The sequence below is a fragment of the Arthrobacter sp. ISL-85 genome (assembly GCF_018613675.1).
Classification (GTDB): Bacteria; Actinomycetota; Actinomycetes; order Actinomycetales; family Micrococcaceae; genus Arthrobacter.
Genome location: NZ_JAGGPQ010000016.1, coordinates 277,778 through 300,059, shown reverse-complemented (window position 1 = coordinate 300,059; position 22,282 = coordinate 277,778). Strand labels below are relative to the sequence as shown.

The 22,282-nt window shown below is 64.1% G+C and carries 26 protein-coding genes; 10 read left to right on the top strand and 16 right to left on the bottom strand.

The window, feature by feature from the left end; genetic code table 11:
• The first annotated feature begins 4 nt into the window (after nucleotides 1-4).
• The 6 genes from J7I84_RS13085 (at nucleotide 5) to J7I84_RS13060 (ending at nucleotide 5,838) form a co-directional block, all read left to right on the top strand.
• Nucleotides 5-751, top strand: coding sequence for an RcpC/CpaB family pilus assembly protein (locus tag J7I84_RS13085; RefSeq protein WP_214944977.1), 747 nt, complete (start codon nucleotides 5-7; stop codon nucleotides 749-751).
• The gene (locus J7I84_RS13080; protein ID WP_214944976.1) at nucleotides 748-1,941 is read left to right on the top strand and encodes an AAA family ATPase; all 1,194 of its coding nucleotides are present in this window, start codon (nucleotides 748-750) and stop codon (nucleotides 1,939-1,941) included. The genes J7I84_RS13085 and J7I84_RS13080 overlap by 4 nt, the downstream gene beginning before the upstream one ends.
• Complete coding sequence (locus J7I84_RS13075; RefSeq protein WP_214944975.1) at nucleotides 1,941-3,425, top strand: CpaF family protein; 1,485 nt, start codon at nucleotides 1,941-1,943, stop codon at nucleotides 3,423-3,425. The genes J7I84_RS13080 and J7I84_RS13075 overlap by 1 nt, the downstream gene beginning before the upstream one ends.
• Nucleotides 3,426-3,435: 10 nt before the next feature.
• Nucleotides 3,436-4,368: a type II secretion system F family protein gene (locus J7I84_RS13070; RefSeq protein WP_214944974.1), complete on the top strand. Its 933-nt coding sequence runs from the start codon at nucleotides 3,436-3,438 to the stop codon at nucleotides 4,366-4,368.
• A gap of 7 nt (nucleotides 4,369-4,375) precedes the next feature.
• The gene (locus J7I84_RS13065; RefSeq protein ID WP_214944973.1) at nucleotides 4,376-5,260 is read left to right on the top strand and encodes a type II secretion system F family protein; all 885 of its coding nucleotides are present in this window, start codon (nucleotides 4,376-4,378) and stop codon (nucleotides 5,258-5,260) included.
• A gap of 95 nt (nucleotides 5,261-5,355) precedes the next feature.
• On the top strand, nucleotides 5,356-5,838 hold the full coding sequence (locus J7I84_RS13060) for an Hpt domain-containing protein (RefSeq protein ID WP_214944972.1): 483 nt from the start codon (nucleotides 5,356-5,358) through the stop codon (nucleotides 5,836-5,838).
• A 3-nt stretch (nucleotides 5,839-5,841) separates the two neighbouring features.
• Here J7I84_RS13060 and J7I84_RS13055 read toward each other — a convergent pair whose 3' ends face one another.
• Nucleotides 5,842-6,627: a response regulator transcription factor gene (locus J7I84_RS13055; RefSeq protein ID WP_214944971.1), complete on the bottom strand. Its 786-nt coding sequence runs from the start codon at nucleotides 6,625-6,627 to the stop codon at nucleotides 5,842-5,844.
• 248 nt (nucleotides 6,628-6,875) lie between these two features.
• Here J7I84_RS13055 and J7I84_RS13050 point away from each other — a divergent pair, with 248 nt between their 5' ends.
• Nucleotides 6,876-8,543: a cell wall metabolism sensor histidine kinase WalK gene (locus J7I84_RS13050; protein ID WP_214944970.1), complete on the top strand. Its 1,668-nt coding sequence runs from the start codon at nucleotides 6,876-6,878 to the stop codon at nucleotides 8,541-8,543.
• Between the two features lie 13 nt (nucleotides 8,544-8,556).
• On the opposite strand, the gene J7I84_RS13045 is transcribed toward J7I84_RS13050, so the two are convergent.
• From J7I84_RS13045 to J7I84_RS13010, 8 genes are all read right to left on the bottom strand, one after another.
• Entirely contained in the window at nucleotides 8,557-9,450 is an 894-nt protein-coding gene (locus J7I84_RS13045; protein ID WP_214944969.1) for a tRNA pseudouridine(38-40) synthase TruA, read from the bottom strand.
• A 32-nt stretch (nucleotides 9,451-9,482) separates the two neighbouring features.
• On the bottom strand, nucleotides 9,483-10,061 hold the full coding sequence (gene rplQ, locus J7I84_RS13040) for a 50S ribosomal protein L17 (RefSeq protein WP_214944968.1): 579 nt from the start codon (nucleotides 10,059-10,061) through the stop codon (nucleotides 9,483-9,485).
• 68 nt (nucleotides 10,062-10,129) lie between these two features.
• Nucleotides 10,130-11,140, bottom strand: coding sequence for a DNA-directed RNA polymerase subunit alpha (locus J7I84_RS13035; protein WP_013601812.1), 1,011 nt, complete (start codon nucleotides 11,138-11,140; stop codon nucleotides 10,130-10,132).
• A 130-nt stretch (nucleotides 11,141-11,270) separates the two neighbouring features.
• Entirely contained in the window at nucleotides 11,271-11,672 is a 402-nt protein-coding gene (rpsK, locus tag J7I84_RS13030) for a 30S ribosomal protein S11 (protein WP_018760435.1), read from the bottom strand.
• Nucleotides 11,673-11,726: 54 nt separating this feature from the next.
• Nucleotides 11,727-12,101 (bottom strand): 30S ribosomal protein S13, encoded by a 375-nt coding sequence (rpsM, locus tag J7I84_RS13025; RefSeq protein WP_028275004.1) that lies wholly within the window; start codon nucleotides 12,099-12,101, stop codon nucleotides 11,727-11,729.
• A gap of 184 nt (nucleotides 12,102-12,285) precedes the next feature.
• Nucleotides 12,286-12,399, bottom strand: coding sequence for a 50S ribosomal protein L36 (rpmJ, locus tag J7I84_RS13020; RefSeq protein ID WP_009358722.1), 114 nt, complete (start codon nucleotides 12,397-12,399; stop codon nucleotides 12,286-12,288).
• A 71-nt stretch (nucleotides 12,400-12,470) separates the two neighbouring features.
• A complete protein-coding gene (gene infA / locus J7I84_RS13015; protein WP_009358723.1) occupies nucleotides 12,471-12,692 on the bottom strand; it encodes a translation initiation factor IF-1 in 222 nt (73 codons plus the stop codon).
• A gap of 171 nt (nucleotides 12,693-12,863) precedes the next feature.
• Complete coding sequence (locus J7I84_RS13010) at nucleotides 12,864-13,868, bottom strand: P1 family peptidase (protein ID WP_214944967.1); 1,005 nt, start codon at nucleotides 13,866-13,868, stop codon at nucleotides 12,864-12,866.
• Nucleotides 13,869-14,083: 215 nt separating this feature from the next.
• On the opposite strand from J7I84_RS13010, the gene J7I84_RS13005 reads away from it, so the two are divergent.
• The 3 genes from J7I84_RS13005 to J7I84_RS12995 all read left to right on the top strand — a co-directional run bounded on the left by J7I84_RS13005 (nucleotide 14,084) and on the right by J7I84_RS12995 (nucleotide 17,384).
• Complete coding sequence (locus J7I84_RS13005) at nucleotides 14,084-15,043, top strand: carbohydrate ABC transporter permease (protein WP_214944966.1); 960 nt, start codon at nucleotides 14,084-14,086, stop codon at nucleotides 15,041-15,043.
• Nucleotides 15,040-15,960 (top strand): carbohydrate ABC transporter permease, encoded by a 921-nt coding sequence (locus tag J7I84_RS13000; protein WP_214944965.1) that lies wholly within the window; start codon nucleotides 15,040-15,042, stop codon nucleotides 15,958-15,960. The genes J7I84_RS13005 and J7I84_RS13000 overlap by 4 nt, the downstream gene beginning before the upstream one ends.
• Nucleotides 15,961-16,034: 74 nt before the next feature.
• Nucleotides 16,035-17,384 carry an ABC transporter substrate-binding protein gene (locus tag J7I84_RS12995; protein WP_214944964.1) on the top strand — a complete coding sequence of 450 codons (1,350 nt, stop codon included), beginning with the start codon at nucleotides 16,035-16,037 and terminating at the stop codon, nucleotides 17,382-17,384.
• A gap of 106 nt (nucleotides 17,385-17,490) precedes the next feature.
• Here the strand turns inward: J7I84_RS12995 and map are convergent, their stop codons facing one another.
• From map to rplR, 7 genes are all read right to left on the bottom strand, one after another.
• Nucleotides 17,491-18,318, bottom strand: a complete 828-nt coding sequence (gene map, locus J7I84_RS12990; RefSeq protein WP_214944963.1) for a type I methionyl aminopeptidase — start codon at nucleotides 18,316-18,318, stop codon at nucleotides 17,491-17,493.
• A 72-nt stretch (nucleotides 18,319-18,390) separates the two neighbouring features.
• A complete protein-coding gene (locus J7I84_RS12985) occupies nucleotides 18,391-18,960 on the bottom strand; it encodes an adenylate kinase (RefSeq protein WP_214945009.1) in 570 nt (189 codons plus the stop codon).
• A gap of 5 nt (nucleotides 18,961-18,965) precedes the next feature.
• Entirely contained in the window at nucleotides 18,966-20,276 is a 1,311-nt protein-coding gene (gene secY / locus J7I84_RS12980) for a preprotein translocase subunit SecY (RefSeq protein WP_214944962.1), read from the bottom strand.
• A gap of 212 nt (nucleotides 20,277-20,488) precedes the next feature.
• A complete protein-coding gene (rplO, locus tag J7I84_RS12975) occupies nucleotides 20,489-20,974 on the bottom strand; it encodes a 50S ribosomal protein L15 (RefSeq protein WP_104998630.1) in 486 nt (161 codons plus the stop codon).
• Nucleotides 20,975-21,181, bottom strand: a complete 207-nt coding sequence (rpmD, locus tag J7I84_RS12970) for a 50S ribosomal protein L30 (RefSeq protein ID WP_056626615.1) — start codon at nucleotides 21,179-21,181, stop codon at nucleotides 20,975-20,977.
• A 2-nt stretch (nucleotides 21,182-21,183) separates the two neighbouring features.
• A complete protein-coding gene (rpsE, locus tag J7I84_RS12965; protein ID WP_214944961.1) occupies nucleotides 21,184-21,900 on the bottom strand; it encodes a 30S ribosomal protein S5 in 717 nt (238 codons plus the stop codon).
• The gene (rplR, locus tag J7I84_RS12960) at nucleotides 21,897-22,280 is read right to left on the bottom strand and encodes a 50S ribosomal protein L18 (protein WP_159631366.1); all 384 of its coding nucleotides are present in this window, start codon (nucleotides 22,278-22,280) and stop codon (nucleotides 21,897-21,899) included. The genes rpsE and rplR overlap by 4 nt, the downstream gene beginning before the upstream one ends.
• Between the last annotated feature and the right edge of the window lie 2 nt (nucleotides 22,281-22,282).

Here is a 22,282-nt window from a genome sequence, read left to right as displayed (position 1 = left end):
CAACGTGAAGTCTCGCCTGCTCGCCGGAACGGCCGCCGTCGCCTTGGCGCTTGTGGGAGCTCTCCTCATCATCGTCTACGCCAGCGGAGCAGACCAGCGGGCAGTAGCCAGCATCGAGCCCAAGGATGTGCTCGTAGTGTCAAAGGCAGTTCCCGCCGGCACCCCCGTCAGCGAAATGGCTGCTTCCTTGGTGACCAAAAAAGTCCCAGCATCCGCCGTTTCGACTAGCGCACTCAGCAGCTTGGACGGCAAGGCAGGCACAGTGTCCGCGATAGACCTCGTTCCCGGCGAGCAGCTTCTGGCCGAACGCCTTATAACGCCGGCGGATGCTACCGACAATGGCACCGTCAAAGTGCCAGCTGGGTTCCAGGAGGTTTCCTTCCAGCTGGATCCTCAACGAGTGGTCGGCGGCAGAATTGCTGTTGGTGACCACGTAGGAATTGCCCTCAATTTCAAAGACGGCACCGACAAGGCCAAGCCTGATGCACCAACTACCCAGATGACGCTCCGCAAGGTCCTGGTTACTAACGTGCAAGGGGCGCCTCAGGGTACGCCAAAGAACTCCGACACTAAGACACAGGACTCCACCACCCCAACAGGGGCAATTATCGTCACCGTCGGCGTCAACGATTTGGACGCCAACAAGATCATCTTCACCTCTATTAACGGCGAGCTCTGGCTCACCAAGGAACCCCTCGACGCCCAGGACAACGGACCCGCAATCGCCAGGAAGGACAACGTGTACAAGTGAGCCGCTTCGTCCTCCTCTCCCCCAGCGCCGAGTTCGACCACAAGCTGCGCGCCGCCGTCGCCAACGGCCTGCGCGGCAGCGTCCAAACCATCGCAAGTGACATCCTCCCAGCGGGCCCCGCGGAACTGTTCGCCCTCCTCAACCAGGAGCAGCCCGAGGTCCTGATCATCGGCCCGGACGTCCCTTATGAGGAAGCGCTCAGGTTCGCCAAGGTCTTCGACGTCCAGCTCCCCGGCCTCAGCCTGGTCCTGGTCAGTGACGTGGAGCCCGCCGCATTGCTGCACGCCATGCGCGCCGGCATCCGCGACATCCTCAGCCCGCAGGCTGACGCCGCGGAAATCAGGGTGCTGCTTGAACGCGCCTGCCAATCCTTCGCCACCCGCCACCGGAGCCCGGAAACACAAGCTGAACCAAACAGCAAGGGCCTGGTCATCGGCGTGTTCTCCCCCAAGGGCGGAGTGGGGAAGACCACCCTGGCGACCAACATCGCCATCGGCCTGGGCCAGATCGCGCCCATGAGCGTGGTCATCGTGGACCTTGACCTGCAGTTCGGCGACGTCGCCTCCGGCCTCTACCTCAACCCGGAACACACGGTCACGGACGCCGTCACCCCCGCCGCCGCGCAGGACTCCCTGGTCCTCAAGGCCTTCCTCACCGTGCACCCGGCGGGCATCTACGCCCTGTGCGCCCCACCCAACCCCGTGGACGCGGACCACATCACCCCGGACCAGGTCAGCCACCTCCTGGAACAGCTGGCCCAGGAGTTCCAGTACGTGGTCATCGACACCGCCCCGGGTATGCCGGAAATCGGTCTCGCCGCCATGGAACAATGCACCGACGTTGTCTGGGTCAGCGCCATGGACATCCCCAGCCTGCGGGGCCTGCGCTCCGGCCTGGAGGTCCTCCGCCAACTCGAGATCATGCCCGAATCCCGCCACGTGGTCCTCAACATGGCCGACTCCAAGGCAGGACTGAACGTCCAGGACGTCGAATCGACCATCGGCGCGCCGGTGGACGTCAGCGTCCCGCGGTCCCGCGCCGTGGCACTGTCGACCAACCGCGGCATCCCCGTCCTCCAGGAACCAAAAAAGGACCCCGCTGTCAAAAGCCTCCGCCAGCTCGTGGAGCGCTTCAACCCGGCATGGCGCACACAAACCCAGCGGAAACTTCACCGAAGGGTCGTCATCTGATGAAACTCTCCGAACGCATCAACGCGGTCCAGGGCCGCAACCAGGCATCCGGCACCGCGCTGCTTGAGGCACCCCGTCCGGCACCCGCGCCTTCACCGTCCCCGGCGGAAAGCACGGATAGGCGCCTTCCCGTCCAAGCCGCCGTCGTGCACTCAACGCACGACGCCGGCGCCCCCTCGGTGCCGACGGCACCGAAAGTGGACGTCTTCGCAGCCATGAAGCACAGGGCGGCCACAGCGCTTTTCGAGCGGATGGGGACGCGCTTCAACGACGGTGCCGTCACCGAACAGGAACTGCGGAGCACCGCCAAGGAGGAACTTACCCGCATCGTCGACGCCGAGCAGGTCCCGCTGACCCCCGAGGAACGCACCCGTCTGGTCCAGGACGTCGCCGACGATGTGCTGGGCTACGGCCCCCTCCAGCGCCTGCTGGACGATCCCGCCGTCACCGAAATCATGGTCAACCGCATGGACCAAATCTATGTGGAACGCAAGGGCAAGCTGACGCTCACCGAGTCGCGGTTCAGCTCTGAGGAACACCTGCGCAAAGTCATCGAACGCATCGTCTCCAAGGTGGGCCGGCGCATCGACGAGTCCTCCCCGCTGGTGGACGCGCGCCTGGAGGACGGCTCCCGCGTCAACGCGGTCATCCCGCCGCTGGCCGTGGGCGGCTCCTCGCTGACCATCCGTAAATTCAGCAAGACCCCCCTGACGGTCCGCAACCTCATTGACTTCGGCACACTCACGCCGGAGATGGCCGAACTTCTCAACGCCTGCGTCAAGGCCAAGCTCAACATCATCGTCTCCGGCGGTACCGGCACGGGCAAGACCACGCTGCTCAACGTGCTGTCCTCCTTCCTTCCCTCGGACGAACGGATCGTCACCATCGAGGACGCCGTGGAACTGCAGATCCAGCAGCAGCACGTGGTCCGGCTTGAGAGCCGCCCGCCGAACACCGAAGGCAAGGGCGAGGTCACCATCCGCGAACTCCTCCGCAACTCCCTCCGTATGCGGCCCGACCGAATCGTGGTGGGCGAGGTCCGCGGTGGTGAATCGCTGGACATGCTGCAGGCCATGAATACCGGCCACGACGGCTCCCTTTCCACCGTGCACTCCAACTCTCCCCGCGACGCCGTGGCCCGCCTGGAAACCCTGGTGCTCATGGCAGGCATGGACCTTCCGCTTCGCGCCATCCGCGAGCAGATCGCCTCCGCCGTGAACCTGATCGTCCAGATCTCCAGGCTGCGCGACGGCTCCCGCCGCATCACCCACGTCACCGAAGTGCAGGGCATGGAAGGCGACATCGTCACCCTCCAGGACGCCTTCGTCTTCGACTACTCGGCAGGGGTGGACGCACAGGGCCGGTTCATGGGAAGGCCTGTTGCCACCGGCATCCGCCCCCGGTTCATCGACCGGTTCGAGGACCTGGGCATCCACGTATCGCCTGCAGTGTTCGCCGGACCGCTGTCACCCGGCGCGAAGTAGGGACGCTGCCATGATCATCGCCATCGGAAGCGTCATCCTCCTCGCAGCCACCTGCCTGCTAGGCGTCGCCGTGCTCCTGCCGAGCGCCCCCTCGGTGCCGCTGGACCGCCGTCGTCCGTTTGAACCCGAGCCGCCCTCCTCGCTGTCCCGCCTGGCTCTCTCCGGCGTCAGGTCTTTCGAACGCCTCCTCTCCGGCCGGAACGTCAAGCTCTTCTCCCGCCCCGAACTGGAGAACGCGGGCCTGCGGCTCACCCAGGCCGAATTCTTCCTGCTGGTGGGGATCGGCGCCTGCGTGGGGATGCTGGTGGGTCTGGTGACCGTGGGCCCCCTCGTGGGACTTTTGCTCGCCCTGATGTCACCGTTCGTGGGCAAACTGGTCCTCGGGTTCCTCGCTGGCAAGCGACGCACCGCCTTCGACAGCCAGCTTGGCGACACGCTGCAGCTGCTCTCCGGCGGCCTGCGGGCCGGTCACAGCATCCTGCGGGCCATTGAAGCCGCGGCAACCGAGTCACAGAAGCCAACGTCCGAGGAGATGCGGCAGGTGATCACGGAAACCAGCCTGGGTCGTGACCTGCTCGCGGCCCTCAATGACACCGCGGACAGGATGAAGAACGAGGACTTCGTCTGGATCTCGCAGGCCATCCAGATAAACCGCGAAGTGGGCGGCAACCTGGCCGAAGTGCTGGACCAGGTGAACGAGACCATCCGCGAGCGCGCGGAGATCAAGGGCCACATCAAGGCCCTGGCAGCCGAAGGCAAGTTCTCTGCCTACATCCTCATCGCCATGCCGTTCGGCATCGTGGCCATGCTGCTGGCCGTGAGCCCAAGCTACATGAATGCGATGTTCACCCATCCCCTGGGCTGGGTGATGATCGGTGCCTCCTTTGTCCTCATGACCATCGGCGCGCTGTGGATGCGCAAGATCATCGACCTGAAGTTCTGAGACTGCCATGAACCTGATAGTCCTCCTCTCCGTCCTGCTGGTCTGCCTCCCCCTGGCGGGCCTGGCCTGGTCCGTCCTCACCGTGGACAAGCAGGGGCGCGTCGCCGTCACCGACCTGCTGTCCCGCGGCGCCCCGGCCATAGCTGCCGCGCCGGCATCCAAGCCGGGCCTGCTGGAAGGCATCGGCCGGCGCCTCACTCCGCCGGCGTATGTGGCATTCCTGGACCGGCTGCTTTCCCTCGCCGGCCGGCCCGCCTCCATGCCGCTGGGCAAGGTCCTGGGCTCAAAGCTCGGTCTCGGCCTGGTTGGCGTCGCCCTGGGCGGCTACCTGGCCTCCGTGGGCAGCAGCCCGATCATGAAACTCGCCGGGCTCTTCGTCCTGGTCCTTGGCTACTTCATCCCGGACCTGCTCCTGTACAGCAAGGGGCAGGAGCGGCAGAAGGCCATGCAGCTGGAACTGGCCAACACGCTGGACCAGATGCTGATTTCAGTCGAGGCCGGGCTTGGTTTCGAAGGCGCCATGGCCCGGGCGGGCGAAAACGGCAAGGGCCCGCTTGCTGAGGAACTGGTCCGCACCCTGCAGGACATGCAGGTGGGCCGCAGCCGGCGGGAGTCCTATATCGCGCTGGCGGAACGGACCAATATTCCGGAGCTGCGCAGCTTCGTGCAGGCGGTTGTCCAGGCCGACACGTACGGGATCGCCATCAGCCGGGTCCTGCGCGTCCAGGCCAAGGTCATGCGCGTCAAGCGGCGTCAGCGGGCCGAGGAAAAGGCCATGAAGCTGCCCGTCATGATCCTATTCCCGCTGCTGTTCTTCATCTTTCCGGTCCTGTTCATCGCCATCCTTGGACCGGCCGTGATCAACGCCATTGCGACGTTCAGCGGGCAATAAAGGGATACTCAGGGCGGCGGCAAGGTTGCCTCAAGGTTTACACAGAATGACCAGAAATTGGACGCCGACGGATTTCCAGGAAGTAGCCTTGAACAATGCAGAGTCAAGATCCCGGTCCCAGCGGAAAGAGCCCCGCTGTGGACTCCCCGCTGACCTGGGTCACGTTGCCTGCCGCCCCCGTTCCGGCCGCAGCCGCCGCCCACACACTGGAAGGGGTTGCCCTCTTGCCGCTCATTGATTCAGCAGTGCTGGACGAACTTGAGGATGAACTGGCCGGTTCCGGACTGGCACAGCGCTTCGCCCGTGACTACGCCGCCATGTGGGACCTGCGCCTGGCCCGGTTGGGAACAGCTGTGGACAGCGAGGACGAGGCCTCGGCCCTGGATGCCGTCATCAGCCTGAAGATCAGTTCCGCCATGGTAGGCGGCGTCCGCCTGGCACGGCTCGCCGAACTCCTCGAAGACCTGATCCGGCAGGGCGACTTTGTCCAGGGCCAGGCCATGATGGCCGGCGTGGCCCAGGACGGGGCACGGACGGTGTCCGAGCTGCAGTCAACCTACATCCTGGAAAAGGGCTGACGCTCAGGCATCGTCGGGCCGCCGCGGCGCCAGCCGGTACCCCACCCCGCGGACCGTCTGCAGCCAGCGCGGCGCCAGCTGGTCCTCCTTGAGCTTGCGCCGCAGGTTGCCCACATGGACTTCCACCGCCCGCTCGTCAGCCTCGCTGATGTACGTGTCCCGGTCATAAAAGTCGCCCCGTACGGCCCGCACCAGGTCAGCCCTGGTGCACACGGCACCGCCGCCCTTCAGCAGCACGTGCAGCAGGTCGAATTCACTGCGGGTCAGTCCCAGCGGTTCACCCTTGATTTCCACCGTGCGTGTCCGGTGGTTCAGCAGGAGCCCGTTGTGCTGCAGCACGCCGGGTTCCGGCTGCCGGGCCACAGGAGCCGGAGCCTGTCCCCAGTGGGCCGGAGACGGCCCTTGCCCCGTCACTTCGTGGCGCGGCCTGCGCATCATCGCAGCCACCCGGGCCCGCAGTTCCCTCGGCCGGAAGGGTTTGGCGATGTAGTCGTCCGCGCCCGCGTTAAGTGCTGACAGCAGGTCCGGTTCATCCGTACGCCCCGTCAGCATCACCACGTAGGCATTACTGAAATTCCGGATGCGCCGTAAAACTTCGAACCCGTCTATATCCGGCAGGCCGATATCGAGTGTCACAACGTTGGCCTGCTTGCTGCGGACCATCTCAACCCCGGCCCGCCCATCAACAGCTGTATGCACGTCGAAGCCCGCCTGGGTCAGTACGCCTTCAAGGAGGTTGCGTACATCCGCGTCATCTTCGATTACTACAGCTATACCAAGATCGTCCATTGCTATCCCTGTGCCAGGCGGAGATGGCCCCCCATCAGCCCAGCGCCAATGCCATTCCCGCTCCAACCATTTATACGCTACTAGTAAGCCTTGCTGATGACATCCGTATTTGCCCTAAAAATTGAAAAGTCAATTATTATGACAAGACGTGTGCAGTATGGGCGGGAAAGGGTAGTGCCGGGGTAAGAAAACCTAATGAGTGGCCCTGGGAACCCGCAATCCAATGTGAAGGGGTACGAGTCAGAAACATGGCTGAGGCATTGTTCCACCGTGGGCCCGGCCGCATCTTCCGCCGGCTGGGACCCCGTGCCCAAGTGGCGCTCTGCCAGCTCCCCCTCACCGTCCTTGTGGCTGTCATGGCAGCGATCACCCCGTCGGCCTGGCCCTCGCTCATGCATAGTCCGCTGTATGCGGCCGGCCTTGCCCTTCACGGGGTACTGTTCCTTGCCTGCTTCCTGGTCCCCTGGGAACGCTTGGCGCACCGCCTTTACCTGCTGATTCCGGTGCTGGACTTCGCGGCAATCGGGTTCCTGCGCAATGGAGCGGCACCGCTCCTGCCGGGTCTGGCGGTCCTGGTGGTCTTCCCGGTTATCTGGCTCTCCGCCTCCGGCATGCTGGCGCGCAGCAGCCTGGTGCTCAGCTTCCTGGGGCCGTTCTTCATCATGGTCCCCTCGGCAGCCGGGGACTTCCCTGCCCTAACCGCCTCGGACCTCACCACGGTGGTCCTCTTCCCCGTCATGATGCTCGCCGTTTCACTGGCAATCCGTTTCGCGAGCGTGAGCCTGCGGCTGCAGCAGCGCGAACTGGCGGAGAAGGACCGCGAGCTCCGGGAGCTGCTGGCGGCCAGCCGGGAACGTGAAAAGCTGCTCGAAACCGTCCTGGACGCCACAGACGTCGGCATTGCCGCCGTCGACCGCTCCGGCCACTTCCTGGTGTCCAACAGCCGCCAGCGGAATTTCCGCCGTGCCACGGGCGCTGACGAGGACGTCCCCGGCCAGGGGCACCAGCTCATCTTCGGCCAGGACCGGCGCACCCTGCTTCCCGTGGACCGCCGGCCCATCAGCCGGGCCATGGCGGGGGAATCCTTCGCCGACTACTTGGTGTGGGCGGGCGAGGGGCCGGAGCAGCGGGCCGTGTCCACAGCAGCGCGTCCGCTGGTCAGCGAGGAAGGCCGACTCACCGGGGCGGTGGTGGTTTACACCGACGTCACCGGCTGGGTGGAGTCCCTGGCCGCAAACCAGGAACTGATTTCCAATGTCTCGCACGAGTTCAAGAACCCGCTGAACTCCATCATTGGCAACGTGGACCTGGTGCTGGACGAGGCCGGCGGCCTCCCCCCGAACCTCGCCCAGCGCCTCCTGGTGGTCCAGCGCAACGCGGAGCGGCTGCTGGACCTGGTGGCCGACCTGACCGCATCCGCCTCCACCGCCCTCAACGTCCACCCCAAGCGCACCGACCTGGCCAGCCTGGTGGAGACCAGCCTCAGTTCCGCCCAGGCCTCCGCCCAGCGGTCCCACGTGGAGTTCGCCGCCGACGTCCCCTCTCCCCTGTGGGCGTACGCGGACCCGCTGCGGATCGGCCAGGTGCTGGACAACCTGGTGTCCAACGCCATCAAATATTCACCTGGCGGCGGCAGGGTCAGCATCAGCGCGGAAGCGGACATGCAGTGGGTGCGGCTGAGCGTCACAGACACGGGGATGGGCATGTCCCATGAAGATGTGGCAAACGTCTTCAACCGTTTCTTCCGGACTGAGTCGGCGCAAAAGGCAGCCATTCCTGGGGTGGGGCTGGGCCTCTCCATCACGCGGATGATCGTGGAGCGGCACGGCGGCAGCATCAGGTGCGAGAGCGGCGAGGGCCAGGGCAGCACGTTTACGGTGACCCTCCCCGCGGAGGGTCCCCCTCCGTCGTTCTAATCGCGGGTGGGGACTAGTACTCGCGGACAGCCCTGGTCTGCTCGGCGCGGGCCAGCAGTTCGCTGTCTGAGGGATAAGCCACTTCCTCCAGCACCAGGGGGTGTGGGGCCGCGAGGACAGACTTGGCATCCCTCTTCTGCAGCAGCAGCCTCTCGTGCAGCCAGCCCGGCTCAACAACGCCCTCACCCACGTAGAGCGCGGAGCCGATCAGCGCGCGGACCATGTTGTGGCAGAACGCGTCGGCCTGGACGGTGGCCACGATGACGCCGTCCTCGCCGCGTCGAAACTCAAAGCGCTGCAGTTCCCGGATGGTGGTGGCTCCTTCGCGCGGCTTGCAGAAGGACAGGAAGTTCTGCAAGCCCAGCAGTTGCGAAGCGCCTTGGTTGAGCAGTGAAACGTCCAGCGGGTTCTTGTGCCACAGCGTGAAGTACCGCTCCAGTGGATCCCAGAGGGCAGGCCCGTCAGCGATCCGGTAGCTGTAGCGCCGCCACAGCGCCGAAAAGCGTGCGTCGAAACCGGCAGGTGCCAGTGCGATGTCATCAACCTCTACTGCGCCGGTCAGGTCCCCCAGGACGCGGCTCAGGGCTCCCCGGAGGCGGCGCAACATGGCGACGGCGGGATCCAGCTCGTGCCCGCGCGGCAGTCCCAGCCATTCGGCTTCCGTGAGGTCCAGGTGGACCACCTGGCCGCGGGCATGCACGCCGGCGTCGGTCCTGCCTGCAACAGTGACCCGGATCTGGCGCCGGACCAAAAGCTCGATTGCTTCCTCCAGGACGCCCTGGACGGTGCGCCGGCCGGGCTGCAGGGCCCAGCCGCTGAAGGGGCCGCCGTCGTACGAAAGATCAAGCCGGATACGCAAAAACCCGCCGCCCCCTGTAACGGGGGCCGCGGGTTTCTGGTGGTTCACAGACCTAAGTCTATGCGAAGAGAATCAGCGAATTACTTCGCGTCCTTCTCCTCGGCAGCCGGAGCTTCGGCAGCTTCCTCAGCGGCCGGAGCCTCTTCGGTTGCAGCTTCTTCAGCGGCGACCGTCTCGGGAGCCAGGGCTTCCTCGGCGGCCGGAGCCTCTTCGGCGGGAGCTTCCTCGGCGGCAGGAGCGGCCGGAGCAGCCTTCGCAGCAGCCTGGGTAGCCTCGGCTACCACGGCCTGCTTGGCGGAAACCGGCTCGAGGACCAGTTCGATAACAGCCATGGGAGCGTTGTCGCCCTTGCGGTTGCCGATCTTGGTGATTCGGGTGTAGCCGCCGTCGCGGTTCTCCACAGCCTGCGCGATGTCGGTGAACAGCTCGTGGACGACGCCCTTGTTGCTGATCAGGCCGAGCACGCGGCGGCGGGAAGCGAGGTCGCCGCGCTTGGCGAAGGTCACCAGGCGCTCTGCGTACGGCTTAAGGCGCTTGGCCTTGGTCACCGTGGTGGTGATCCGCTTGTGCTCGAACAGTGCTGCTGCCAGGTTCGCGAGCATGAGGCGCTCGTGAGCCGGGCCGCCGCCGAGGCGCGGACCCTTAGTGGGGGTAGGCATAATTGTTTCTCCTCATGTGGAAGCCGTGGGCGGCACCCCGTGGTGCTGCCCGCCGGCCAAGGTCTGGTTTAGAGTTCGTCGTCGCCGAAGGCGGCGTCGTCCTCTTCGATTGCTGCGGCGCGTGCTGCGAGGTCAAAACCGGGAGGCGAGTCCTTGAGGGACAGGCCCAGTTCAACCAGCTTTGCCTTGACCTCGTCAATGGACTTGGCACCGAAGTTGCGGATGTCCATCAGGTCAGCCTCGGAACGTGCAACGAGTTCACCCACGGTGTGGATGCCCTCACGCTTGAGGCAGTTGTAGGAACGGACGGTGAGGTCCAGATCCTCGATCGGCAGTGCCATGTCGGCTGCCAGGGCAGCGTCGGTGGGCGACGGGCCGATCTCGATACCTTCAGCTGCGGTGTTCAGCTCACGGGCCAGACCGAACAGTTCCACCAGGGTGGTGCCTGCGGAAGCAACGGCATCGCGCGGGGCGATGGCCTGCTTGGTCTCGACGTCGACAATCAGCTTGTCGAAGTCGGTGCGCTGCTCAACACGGGTTGCTTCCACGCGGAAAGTAACCTTCAGCACCGGCGAGTAGATGGAGTCGACCGGGATACGGCCGATCTCTGCGTCGCCGGACTTGTTCTGAGCTGCCGAAACGTAGCCGCGGCCGCGCTCGATGGTCAGTTCGAGTTCGAACTTGCCCTTCGAGTTCAGCGTGGCAATGTGCAGATCCGGGTTGTGGAATTCGACGCCGGCCGGCGGAGCGATGTCCGCGGCGGTGACGACTCCGGGGCCCTGCTTGCGCAGGTAAGCCACGACGGGCTCGTCGTGCTCGGAGGAAACCGACAGGCTCTTGATGTTAAGGATGATCTCGGTGACATCTTCCTTGACACCCGGAACCGTGGTGAACTCGTGCAGCACACCATCGATCCGGATGCTGGTTACGGCAGCACCGGGGATGGAGGAGAGCAGGGTACGGCGGAGGGAGTTTCCGAGGGTGTAGCCGAAGCCCGGTTCCAGCGGTTCAATGATGAAACGCGAACGGTTTTCGGAGACTACCTCTTCGGAGAGGGTGGGGCGCTGTGCAATGAGCACTTAGGTTTCCTTTCGGCGAGCATCCGCTATATGACGCAACACAGGTGGTGGAAATTCGGTCTGAAGACTTAACGCGCTGGGCTTGCCCGGACCATCGCTGGCCCGGGCAAGCTCCTGCTGCGGAAAAGAATTAGACGCGGCGGCGCTTCGGCGGGCGGCAGCCGTTGTGCGCTGCGGGGGTGACGTCCTGGATGGAGCCAACCTCGAGCCCTGCGGCCTGCAGCGAACGGATTGCGGTCTCGCGTCCGGAACCCGGTCCCTTGACGAAAACGTCTACCTTGCGCATGCCGTGCTCCTGCGCACGCTTGGCAGCGGCTTCGGCAGCCATCTGGGCAGCGAACGGGGTGGACTTGCGCGAGCCCTTGAAGCCAACCTCACCGGAGGAAGCCCAGGAAATAACAGCGCCGCTCGGATCCGTGATGGAAACGATGGTGTTGTTAAAGGTGCTCTTGATGTGCGCCTGGCCAAGCGCGATATTCTTCTTGTCCTTCTTACGCGGCTTGCGAACCGCGCCACGAGTCTTCGGGGGCATTTTTTCTCCTACAGAAAGTTATTGGGGAAAGTTCCGTAAATCCCGGCCGGGATTTTAACGGGCCTTCTTCTTGCCTGCGACCGTGCGCTTCGGACCCTTGCGGGTACGGGCGTTGGTCTTGGTACGCTGCCCGCGGACCGGGAGGCCCTTACGGTGGCGAATACCTTCGTAGCTGCCGATTTCAACCTTGCGGCGGATATCAGCTGCTACTTCGCGGCGAAGGTCACCCTCAACCTTGTAGTTGCCTTCGATGTAGTCACGCAGCTCAACCAACTGGGCGTCAGTCAGGTCCTTGACGCGGACGTCAGCGCTGATGCCAGTGGCAGCCAGGGTTTCGTGTGCACGGGTCTTGCCCACGCCGTAGATGTAAGTAAGCGCAATTTCCAGCCGCTTTTCGCGGGGAATGTCTACGCCAGCGAGACGAGCCATAGTGGCAGAACTCCTTGATAAACCGGAGGTCGTAGGCAGTACACCCGCACGTAGCGTGCGGCCCCAGCCTCCGACCGGGGGTTAGCTGTCCGGACTCTTTCGAGCTCAATGTTCCAGATCAGCTTGTGCTGCCTTTATTTACTTGCGTGGGTTAGCAACCCAGGATTTCCTTCAGGGAAGGAAATTAGCCCTGGCGCTGCTTGTGGCGCGGGTTCTCGCAGATCACCATGACCCGGCCATTACGGCGGATCACTTTGCACTTTTCGCAGATCTGCTTGACGCTCGGCTTGACCTTCATGGCATTCCCTTTGCGTGTAGCAGTTGGTCAACTGGAACAGCAGTCAGCTTGCGCTGCCGCCGCCCAGCAATTTACTTGTAGCGGTAGACGATACGACCACGGGTGAGGTCGTACGGGCTCAGCTCCACCACTACGCGGTCCTCAGGGAGGATTCGGATGTAGTGCTGACGCATCTTTCCAGAGATGTGTGCCAGAACGATGTGCTTGTTGGTGAGCTCAACGCGAAACATCGCGTTAGGCAGCGCCTCGGTCACAACGCCTTCGATCTCAATGACCCCGTCCTTCTTGGCCATACCCTCCGCTAACTGTTGTTGCCGCAGCCCCGCCGGATAGCACCGGGCATGACCACGAACGTTTTTGTTGGATCGATTGCCAGCTCCAGGCCCAAAAGGGCGTGGCAGTCCAGACAACCAACAAGCAACACTACCCTGTTGGCGGGTAAAAGTTAAATCGGCCATAGTAGCCTACGCGGTGCCGTACGCACCATATTCAGCAGCCGGAGTGCTCACTGCAACAGCCGCGGCCACACCGTCAAGGATGGCCAAACGGACGACGTCGGCTGCCGCACTTTGCAGCGTAATAAGGCTGAGCTGCCGGGCAGCGTCGTCCGAGCGGTCGAGCGCACCGGCCTGGGTAGACAAACAAAAGACAGTGTCCCCGTCAGCCAGGGTATGGCTCGGATTCAAAGCACGGGCAATCCCGGCATGGGAAGCAGAGGCAGTCCGCCTGCACTCGGCGACATCCAGAACGGCGTTTGTAGCGACAACGACAAGAGTGGTGTTAAAGGGAACGTCTAAGGTGGGCCCACGCGAGCCGGGTTCCCTGGCCGAGCTTGCGAGGTTAGGGGGCTCGTGGGGCGGAACGACCGAGCGCGCGGAGGGTTCGTGATTCCCCGGCAGGGACACTGGCAGACCGAGGGCATTCACGACTGCGATTGCTCCGACGACAACCCCATTCTCCAGCGTGACCGAGGCCGTCCCTACTCCGCCTTTGTACGTCCGGCCGATGACTGCGCCGGTGCCGGCACCCACGTTGCCGCGTCCGACGTCATGCCCTTCCTTTTGTGCGGCCGCGGCCGCCGTTGCCGCGTAGCCCATGTCCGGCGTCGGCCGTGCGGAAAAGTCGCCTCCCCTGCCCAGATCAAAGATCGCGGCGGCGGGGACGATGGGCACCACTCCCCCGGGCACGGCGAAGCCGCGGCCGTTCTCCTCGCACCAGCGCTGGGCGCCGGCAGCGGAGGCCAGGCCGTAGGCGCTGCCGCCCGTGAGGACCACTGCGTCCACAGTGCTGACCAGTGTGGTGGGATCAAGGGCGTCTGTTTCATGCGTGGCCGGCCCGCCGCCCTGCACATCCACCGAGCCCACCGTGCCCGTCGGCGGCAGGACAACGGTGACGCCTGTCAGCCAGCCGTCAGTGTCCTTCTGGACGTGGCCCACGCGGATACCCGCGACGTCGGTAATGGTTCCCATGCCCCTATTGTCCCCTCTGCTGGCGCGCCCCTGCCGGAACGGCGAACTTTATGCGAGACTGCATTCAACACAGCGTTAACGGGCGACGAAGCCTTGGATAACAGTTCCCTGGCAAGGGCATATGCGGGTTTCAGCCCCCTGACGGTCTGGTGTAGTAGTCCCTAGATCAAGCCAGGGCCCGCCACGAGCAGGCTCCCAACCCGGGAGAGACACGCATGACCCGTCAACTCGCCCCACACCCCAACGCCAAACCCAAAAGGCCTCCGGGACACCCAGCGAAAGTTCCACGACGGCGGTGGACCGCACGGAGCCGCCGCGATTTCCTGGTTTTCCTTGCCATGGCGTTGCCCAACCTGGTGCTGATCGCCGTCTTCACCTACCGCCCGCTGTTCAGCAACATGTACTACTCCACGCTGGACTGGACCCTGGGTTCGCCCACCGCCACCGTGGTTGGATTCTCCAACTACGTCACCTTCTTCACCAGCAACGATGCGCCGAAAGTCCTGGGGACTACGGCAGTGTTCACCGTGGTCACGGTGGGCGGCTCAATGGTGCTGGGACTCCTGGTGGCGCTGGCCCTGAACGCGAAGGTCCGCGGCACCACCTTCGCCCGCTCCGCCGTCTTTGCCCCCTACGTCCTCTCCGGCGTGGGTGTGGGCCTGGTGTGGTTGTTCATCTTCGACCCCGGCTATGGCGTCCTGGCCTGGCTGCTCAGGGGCTTGGGACAGCAGAGCCCGCAATGGATCAACGATCCCCAACTGTCCCTGGTCATGGTGATCCTGGTCTACGTCTGGAAGAACCTGGGCTACTGCGCCGTGGTGTACCTCGCCGGGCTCCAGTCCCTTCCGCAGGACGTCATGGAGGCGGCGTCCCTTGACGGTGCCAACGGGTTCCGGCGCTTCGTCAGCATCTCGCTGCCGCTGCTCTCCCCCACCACGTTCTTCCTGCTGATCACCACCATGCTCAGCTCGCTGCAGGCCTTCGACCTCATCCGGATCATGACACCACTGGGCACCGGCACCAGCACGTTGATTTACGAGGCATACCTCCAGGCCTTCGGCGCCTACAACAGGGCCGGCTACTCTGCAGCCATTTCCGTGGTCCTGTTCGCCATCCTCCTGGTGATCACCGTGCTCCAGCTGCGGTTCGTGGAACGAAAGGTGCATTACTCGTGACCTCCCTATCACCGGTGAGCCCGGACCCCGCCGCCCCGGCTGTCGCCCCACCGGACCCAGGCCTTCGCCGTGACCAGCCGTTTTCGCGCCGGAACCTCATCCAGACCGTGGTGGGCGGCTACCTGCCGCTGCTCGTGGCCACGCTGGTGGTGTTCCTTCCCCTGCTCTGGATGGTGCTCAGCTCCTTCAAGCAGTCGGGGGAAATCGTCACCACTGACCTGAAGATCCTGCCGGAAAGCCTGAACCTGGAGAACTACGGGACCGCCATGACCACGGTCCCGTTTGGGCAGTTCTTCCTGAACAGCACCATCGTCACGTTGGCCGGAGCCACCATCAAGGTGCTGCTGGCCATCCTGACGGCCTACGCCCTCGTCTTTGTCCGCTTCCCGTTCCGGAACTTCATTTTCCTGCTGATCCTGGTGGCCCTCATGGTGCCGCCGCAGGTATCCATCCTGCCCAACTTCATCCTGATCGCAGGGATCGGCGGAAAGAACACCCTGTGGGGCATCATCCTCCCCGGCCTCGGCACCGCGTTCGGCACGTTCCTGCTGCGCCAGCACTTCCGGACCCTGCCCGCCTCCATCCTGGAATCGGCCGAGATGGACGGCGCCGGACACTGGCGCCGGCTGTGGCAGATCGTGGTCCCCGTATCCGTCCCCTCCATCGCCACTGTGGCCCTGGTAACCATCGTGACCGAATGGAACGACTACATCTGGCCACTGATCATCACGGACCGGCCGGAAACCATGACCCTTCCCGTGGGGCTGACGCTGCTGCAGAACAATGAGAGCAACGCCGCCGGCTGGGGCGTCCTCATGGCAGGGGCAGTCCTGGTCATCGTTCCCATCCTGATCATCTTCGCGGCCCTGCAGCGCTACATCGTGGCGGGGCTCACCCAAGGCAGCGTGACCGGCTGACCTGCCGGCCGCCGTCGTACTTCCCACCCCCCCGTACTTCTACCTTCCACCGGCAACAACCGAAAGGAACTGTCATGACACTTCACCTGGACCGGAGGCACTTCCTGGGCCTTGCAGGGGCCACCGCCGCTGCCGCCGCACTCGCCGCATGCGGCGGGCCCTCCACAAGTGGCGGCGGGCAGGCCACGTCCCAGGCCGCCGATATCGACTTCAGCGGCGTGAAGCCCGCGGCCAAGATCGACTTCTGGTCCAGCCACCCCGGCCAGTCGCAGGACGTGGAAAAGAGCCTGATCGAGAAATTCCAGGCCAAGAACCCGGGCATCGCCGTCAACCTGGTCACCGCCGGCGCAAACTACGAGGAAATCGCCCAGAAGTTCCAGACCGCCCAGGCAGCCAAGTCCGGCCTCCCCGGTGTTGTTGTCCTCTCCGACGTGTGGTGGTTCCGCTACTACACCAACGGCAGCATCATCCCCGTGGACAGCCTGACCAAGCAGCTGAACATGAAGATGGACGACTTCCAGCAGTCGCTGGTCAATGACTACAAGTACGACGGCAAGCAGTGGGCGCTGCCCTACGGCAGGTCAACACCGCTCTTCTACTACAACAAGGACCACTTCGCGGCAGCAGGCATCCCGGACCGTGCTCCGAAGACCTGGCAGGAATTCGGCGAATGGGCGCCCAAGCTGAAGGCAAGCTCCGGCGCCCAGTACGCGTACATCTACCCTGCGCTGGCCGGCTACGCTGGCTGGACGCTGCAAAACATGCTGTGGGGCTGGGGCGGTGGATGGTCCAACCAATGGGACATCACCTGCGACTCCGCCGAATCCGTCGCGGCGCTGCAGTGGGCCCAGGACTCGATCTACAAGGACAAGTGGGCGGGCGTCTCGTCCAAGGAGGCGGCGGACGACTTCTCCGCAGGCCTGACCTCCACCACCATCTCCTCCACCGGTTCCCTGCTGGGGATCCTGAAATCGGCCAAGTTCAACGTGGGGGTGGGTTTCCTGCCGGGCGGACCCAAGGCGCAGTCCAATGTGTGCCCCACCGGCGGCGCGGGGCTCGGCATCCCCAGCGGCATCACCAAGGAGGAACAGCTCGCCGCCGGGATGTTCCTGGACTTCGTCACGCAACCGGAAAGCACCGCTGAGTTCTCCGCCGCTACCGGTTACATGCCCATCCGCAAGTCCGCGGACATGACGGCAGTCCTGGCCAAGACCCCGCAGATCAAGACGGCCATGGACCAGCTCGCGGTCACCAAGGTCCAGGACAACGCCCGCGTGTTCCTGCCGGGCGCCGACCAGGAGATGGCCAAGGCCGCCGCGAAAATCCTGACCCAGCAGGGCGACGTCAAGTCCACCATGACGGACCTGAAGAGCACGCTGCAGGGCATTTACGACCGGGACGTGAAGCCGAAGCTGAAGTCCTAGCCGCTTTCGATGCGCAAAAGCCCTGGCGGGCCCCGGATTCGGGTCCCGCCAGGGCTTCGTCGTTTCATGCAGGAAGATGCGCGTCGAAAAGGGGGAAGCGTGTCCCCTAGGGGATCGGCACGGGGGTGACGCCGAGGGGCACCAGCTGCTCCGCACCGCCGTCGGGCGCTGAAAGCACCCAGATGCCCTTCTCGTGCACGGCCACCGAGTGCTCCCATTGGCAGGAGCGCTTGCCGTCGGTAGTCACCACGGTCCAGTCGTCCTCCAGGACCGCAGTGTCGATGCTGCCCCGGACCAGCATGGGTTCGATGGCAAGGCACAGGCCCGGCTTGATCTTGGGGCCGCGGTGGTTGGTGCGGTAGTTCAGGACGTCGGGAGCCATGTGCATCTCGGAGCCGATCCCGTGGCCCACGTAGTCCTCCAGGATGCCCAGCGGCTTGCCGGGGACTGAGGAGACGTAGTCGTCAATGGCAGCGCCGATGTCACCTACGTGCGTGCCGTTGGCCAGCGCAGCAATCCCCCGCCACATTGCAGCCTGGGTGACGTCGGAGAGCCGCTGGTCCTCGGGATCCGCTGCGCCAACGATCACTGTGCGCGCGGAATCCGAGTGCCAGCCGTCCACAATCGCCCCGCCGTCGATGGAGATGATGTCGCCGTCCTTCAGGACGCGGCTGCCCGGGATGCCGTGCACCACCTCCTCGTTGACGGACGTGCAGATGGTGGCCGGGAAGCCGTGGTAGCCCAGGAAGTTGGACTTGGCGCCTGCCTCATTAAGCACGGCAGCGAAGACGTCGTCCAGGTGCTTGGTGGTGACTCCCGGCACCGCGGCGGCAACGGCGGCATCCAGTGCACGGCTAAGCACCAGGCCTGCCTCGTGCATGGTGCGCATCTGGGCGTTGTTCTTGAATTCGATGCGGGGCTGGCCGAAGGCCATGATGTGTCCTTTCAAATGGCTGAGGCTCCTCCCGGATGCCGGGAGGAGCCTCGATAAAACCGGGCGCCTTGGTCAGGCTGCCTGTGCGGCCTTGATGGCCTGCATCACGCGGTCGGTTACTTCGTCGATGGGACCGATCCCGTCAACCTTGGTGAGGATGCCGCGTTCGGCGTACTTCGCCACCACAGCTTCGGTCTGCTCGTGGTACAGGTCAAGGCGGTGGCGGATGACGGCTTCGTTGTCGTCGCTCCGGCCCGTTTCCTTGGCGCGGCCAAGGAGCCGGTGAACCAGCTCCTCGTCGTCGGCAGTCAGCTGCAGGACCACGTCGAGCTTCTCGTCGCCGTCGGCGAGGATCTCGTCAAGGTAGTCCACCTGCGCGGTGGTGCGCGGGTAGCCGTCCAGCAGGAAGCCGTTTTCGACGTCGGACTCGTTCAGGCGGTCGCGGACCATCTTGTTGGTCACGCTGTCCGGGACGAAGTCACCGTTGTCCATGAACTTCTTGGCCTCGAGGCCAAGCGGGGTTTCACCCTTCACGTTGGCGCGGAAAATATCGCCGGTGGAGATGGCCACAACGCCGAGGCGTTCTGAAATCCGCTCCGCCTGCGTTCCTTTTCCGGAACCCGGAGGTCCAATAATCAGCATTCTCGTCATCGCAAAAGCCCTTCGTAGTGACGTTGTTGTAGCTGCGCATCAATCTGCTTTACGGTCTCCAACCCAACGCCCACCATGATCAGGATCGAGGTGCCACCGAACGGGAAGTTCTGGTTTGCGTTGATCAGCACAAGTGCCACCAGCGGAATCAGTGCCACGAAGCCCAGGTAAAGGGCGCCGGGCAGGGTGATCCGTGAGAGCACGTACTGAAGGTAGTCCGCGGTCGGCCGGCCGGCGCGGATACCTGGAATGAAGCCGCCGTACTTCTTCATGTTGTCTGAGACTTCTTCAGGGTTGAAGGTAATCGCGACGTAGAAGTAGGTGAAGAACACGATCAGGAGGAAGTAAACAACCATGTAGATCGGGTGGTCACCGCGGGTCAGGTTGTTGTTGATCCATTCAACCCACGGTTGCATTGGCTCGCCGTTCCGGGGCTGGTTGAACTGTGCGATCAGCCCGGGAATGTAGAGCATGGAGGAAGCGAAGATCACCGGAATGACACCGGCCATGTTCACCTTGATAGGGATGTAAGTGCTGGTGCCGCCCACAGTGCGCCGGCCGATCATCCGCTTGGCGTACTGCACCGGGACGCGGCGCTGTGACTGCTCGACGAAGACCACCAGGGCGACGGTCAGGAGGCCCACCACCAGGACGAGGAAGAAGGTTCCCGGTCCCTGCGCGGTCCAGATGGCACCCAGCGAGGTGGGGAACTGGGCGGCGATGGAAGTGAAGATGAGCAGCGACATGCCGTTGCCCACACCCTTTTCCGTGACGAGCTCGCCCATCCACATGATCAGGCCGGTGCCGGCCGTGAGAGTGATGATGATCAGGATGGTGGTGATGATGCTGGTGTCGGGGATCACCTGCAGCTGGCAGCCGGGAAGCAACTGCCCGGAGCGGGCCAGCGAAACCAGGGTGGTGGCGTTGAGCAGGCCCAGCGCGATGGTGAGGTAACGGGTGTACTGGGTCAGCTTGGACTGGCCCGACGCGCCTTCGTCGTAAAGCTCCTGGAACCGGGGAATGACCACCCGGAGCAGCTGGACGATGATGCTGGCCGTAATGTAGGGCATGATGCCCAGGGCGAAGATTGACACCTGGAGCAGCGCGCCGCCGCTGAAGAGGTTGACGAGCTGGTACAGCCCGCCGGCGGTCTGACCGTTGTGCAAGCATTGCTGGACATTCTGGTAGTTCACACCTGGCGAGGGAATGAAAGCACCCAAGCGGAAGATGGTGATGATTGCCAGCGTGAACAACAACTTGCGTCGCAGATCAGGCGTGCGAAAGGCCCGGCCAAATGCGCTAAGCAAGCGTCCTCCTGTGTGGTGTCAATAAGAGTGGGGTGAGGGGAATCGATAGATCCCGACATCCGAGTCTAACGGGTCCATGCGCCGAGCGAACAATCCTATCGGGCGGGGATGCGCCGGATGGCAGGAATTGTTCGCCCGGCGGATATGGAAAACTCCCGGCATCCGGGGCCAAAGCCCACGGATACCGGGAGTTCAACAGCTGGCGCCGTCCCTTACAGGGCGGTGGTGCTTCCGCCGGCTGCGGCAATCTTTTCAGCGGCGCTGGCCGAGAATGCGTGGGCGGTGACGTCAACTTTGACGGTGATGTCGCCGGTGCCCAGCACCTTGACGGGCTGGTTCTTGCGAACGGCACCCTTTTCGACCAGGTTCTCCACGGTGACTGCGCCACCTTCCGGGAACAGCTCGTTGAGCTTGTCCAGGTTTACAACCTGGAACTCAACCCGGAACGGGTTCTTGAAGCCACGCAGCTTGGGCAGGCGCATGTGCAGCGGCAGCTGGCCGCCGGCAAAGCCAGCCTTGATCTGGTAGCGGGCAGCAGTACCCTTGGTACCGCGACCGGCGGTCTTACCCTTGGATGCCTCACCACGACCCACACGGGTCTTGGCGGTCTTGGCACCCGGAGCGGGACGCAGGTGGTGAACCTTCAGGGCGTTCTGCTTCTCAGCAGCCTGTGCCTTATCAGCAGTGTTCTCTGCCATTTACTTCGCCTCCTCTACCTTTACCAGGTGCGGAACCGTGTTGAGCATTCCAACGGTCACGGCGTCGGCGGTGCGGACAACGGTGTGTCCGATCCGCTTCAGGCCGAGGGACCGCAGGGTGTCGCGCTGGTTCTGCTTGCCGCCAATGGCGGACTTGATCTGTGTGATCTCCAACTGAGCGTCGGAGGGGATCAGGTTCTTAGCCATGACTAGACACCTGCCTTCGGGGCGAGGAGGGCCTTCACCAGTGCTGCCGGGGCAACCTCGTCCAGCGGCAGGCCGCGGCGTGCTGCCACGGCTGCCGGCTCTTCGAGGCGCTTCAGGGCATCAACGGTCGCGTGAACGATGTTGATGGCGTTGGAGGAACCGAGCGACTTGGAGAGGATGTCGTGGATGCCCACGCACTCCAGTACTGCACGGACCGGACCACCGGCGATAACACCGGTACCGGCGGAAGCCGGACGCAGCATTACGACGCCGGCAGCGGCTTCACCCTGAACGCGGTGCGGGATGGTGTTGCCAACGCGGGGAACGCGGAAGAAGGACTTCTTGGCCTCTTCAACGCCCTTGGCGATAGCAGCGGGAACTTCCTTGGCCTTGCCGTAGCCCACGCCGACCATGCCGTTGCCGTCACCAACGACCACCAGTGCGGTGAAGCTAAAGCGACGACCACCCTTGACGACCTTGGAAACGCGGTTGATGGTGACAACGCGCTCTACGAACTGGTTCTTTTCGGCTTCACGGCCACCGTCGCGGCCGCCACGGCCACCACGGTCTCCGCGGCCCTGGCCACGGTCGCCACGCTCGCCACGACGGGCGCCACCACGGCGGTCCTCGGCAGCGGGGGCAGTGGTCTCAGCAGCTGCGGCTTCGGGCGCCTTCTGATCTGCAGACACAGTGTCCTTTTCGTTGTTTGCTTCGGTCACAGTGACAGCCCACCTTCGCGTGCACCGTCAGCGACGGCGGCAATCCGGCCGTGGTACTTGTTACCACCACGGTCGAAGACAACAGCCTCGACGCCGGCAGCCTTGGCACGTTCGGCAACGAGCTCGCCGACGCGCTTGGCCTTGGCAGTCTTGTCACCGTCGAATGCACGAAGGTCAGCTTCCAGGGTGGACGCGCTTGCTACGGTCTGGCCGATGGTGTCGTCGACAACCTGGACAAATACGTGGCGTGCGGAACGGTTAACCACCAGGCGGGGGCGGACAGCCGTACCGGAAATGCGCTTGCGGATACGAAGCTGGCGGCGGCTGCGACCAGCAGCCTTGCTCTTGTTCGTACGCTTCTTGTTAATGGAGATGGCCATGG

Coding starts and splice junctions, on each gene's coding strand:
- rplQ (WP_214944968.1), bottom strand. CDS start 10,061: ATGCCTACCCCCACTAAGGGTCCGCGCCTCGGCGGCGGCCCGGCTCAC.
- J7I84_RS13070 (WP_214944974.1), top strand. CDS start 3,436: ATGATCATCGCCATCGGAAGCGTCATCCTCCTCGCAGCCACCTGCCTG.
- rpsM (WP_028275004.1), bottom strand. CDS start 12,101: ATGGCTCGTCTCGCTGGCGTAGACATTCCCCGCGAAAAGCGGCTGGAA.
- J7I84_RS13060 (WP_214944972.1), top strand. CDS start 5,356: ATGCAGAGTCAAGATCCCGGTCCCAGCGGAAAGAGCCCCGCTGTGGAC.
- J7I84_RS13010 (WP_214944967.1), bottom strand. CDS start 13,868: ATGGGAACCATTACCGACGTCGCGGGTATCCGCGTGGGCCACGTCCAG.
- J7I84_RS13065 (WP_214944973.1), top strand. CDS start 4,376: ATGAACCTGATAGTCCTCCTCTCCGTCCTGCTGGTCTGCCTCCCCCTG.
- map (WP_214944963.1), bottom strand. CDS start 18,318: ATGGCCTTCGGCCAGCCCCGCATCGAATTCAAGAACAACGCCCAGATG.
- infA (WP_009358723.1), bottom strand. CDS start 12,692: ATGGCCAAGAAGGACGGGGTCATTGAGATCGAAGGCGTTGTGACCGAG.
- rpsK (WP_018760435.1), bottom strand. CDS start 11,672: ATGCCCCCGAAGACTCGTGGCGCGGTTCGCAAGCCGCGTAAGAAGGAC.
- J7I84_RS13050 (WP_214944970.1), top strand. CDS start 6,876: ATGGCTGAGGCATTGTTCCACCGTGGGCCCGGCCGCATCTTCCGCCGG.
- J7I84_RS13055 (WP_214944971.1), bottom strand. CDS start 6,627: ATGGACGATCTTGGTATAGCTGTAGTAATCGAAGATGACGCGGATGTA.
- rpmJ (WP_009358722.1), bottom strand. CDS start 12,399: ATGAAGGTCAAGCCGAGCGTCAAGCAGATCTGCGAAAAGTGCAAAGTG.
- rpmD (WP_056626615.1), bottom strand. CDS start 21,181: ATGGCTAAGAACCTGATCCCCTCCGACGCTCAGTTGGAGATCACACAG.
- rplR (WP_159631366.1), bottom strand. CDS start 22,280: ATGGCCATCTCCATTAACAAGAAGCGTACGAACAAGAGCAAGGCTGCT.
- J7I84_RS12995 (WP_214944964.1), top strand. CDS start 16,035: ATGACACTTCACCTGGACCGGAGGCACTTCCTGGGCCTTGCAGGGGCC.
- J7I84_RS12985 (WP_214945009.1), bottom strand. CDS start 18,960: ATGCTGATTATTGGACCTCCGGGTTCCGGAAAAGGAACGCAGGCGGAG.
- rplO (WP_104998630.1), bottom strand. CDS start 20,974: ATGGCAGAGAACACTGCTGATAAGGCACAGGCTGCTGAGAAGCAGAAC.
- J7I84_RS13005 (WP_214944966.1), top strand. CDS start 14,084: ATGACCCGTCAACTCGCCCCACACCCCAACGCCAAACCCAAAAGGCCT.
- J7I84_RS13075 (WP_214944975.1), top strand. CDS start 1,941: ATGAAACTCTCCGAACGCATCAACGCGGTCCAGGGCCGCAACCAGGCA.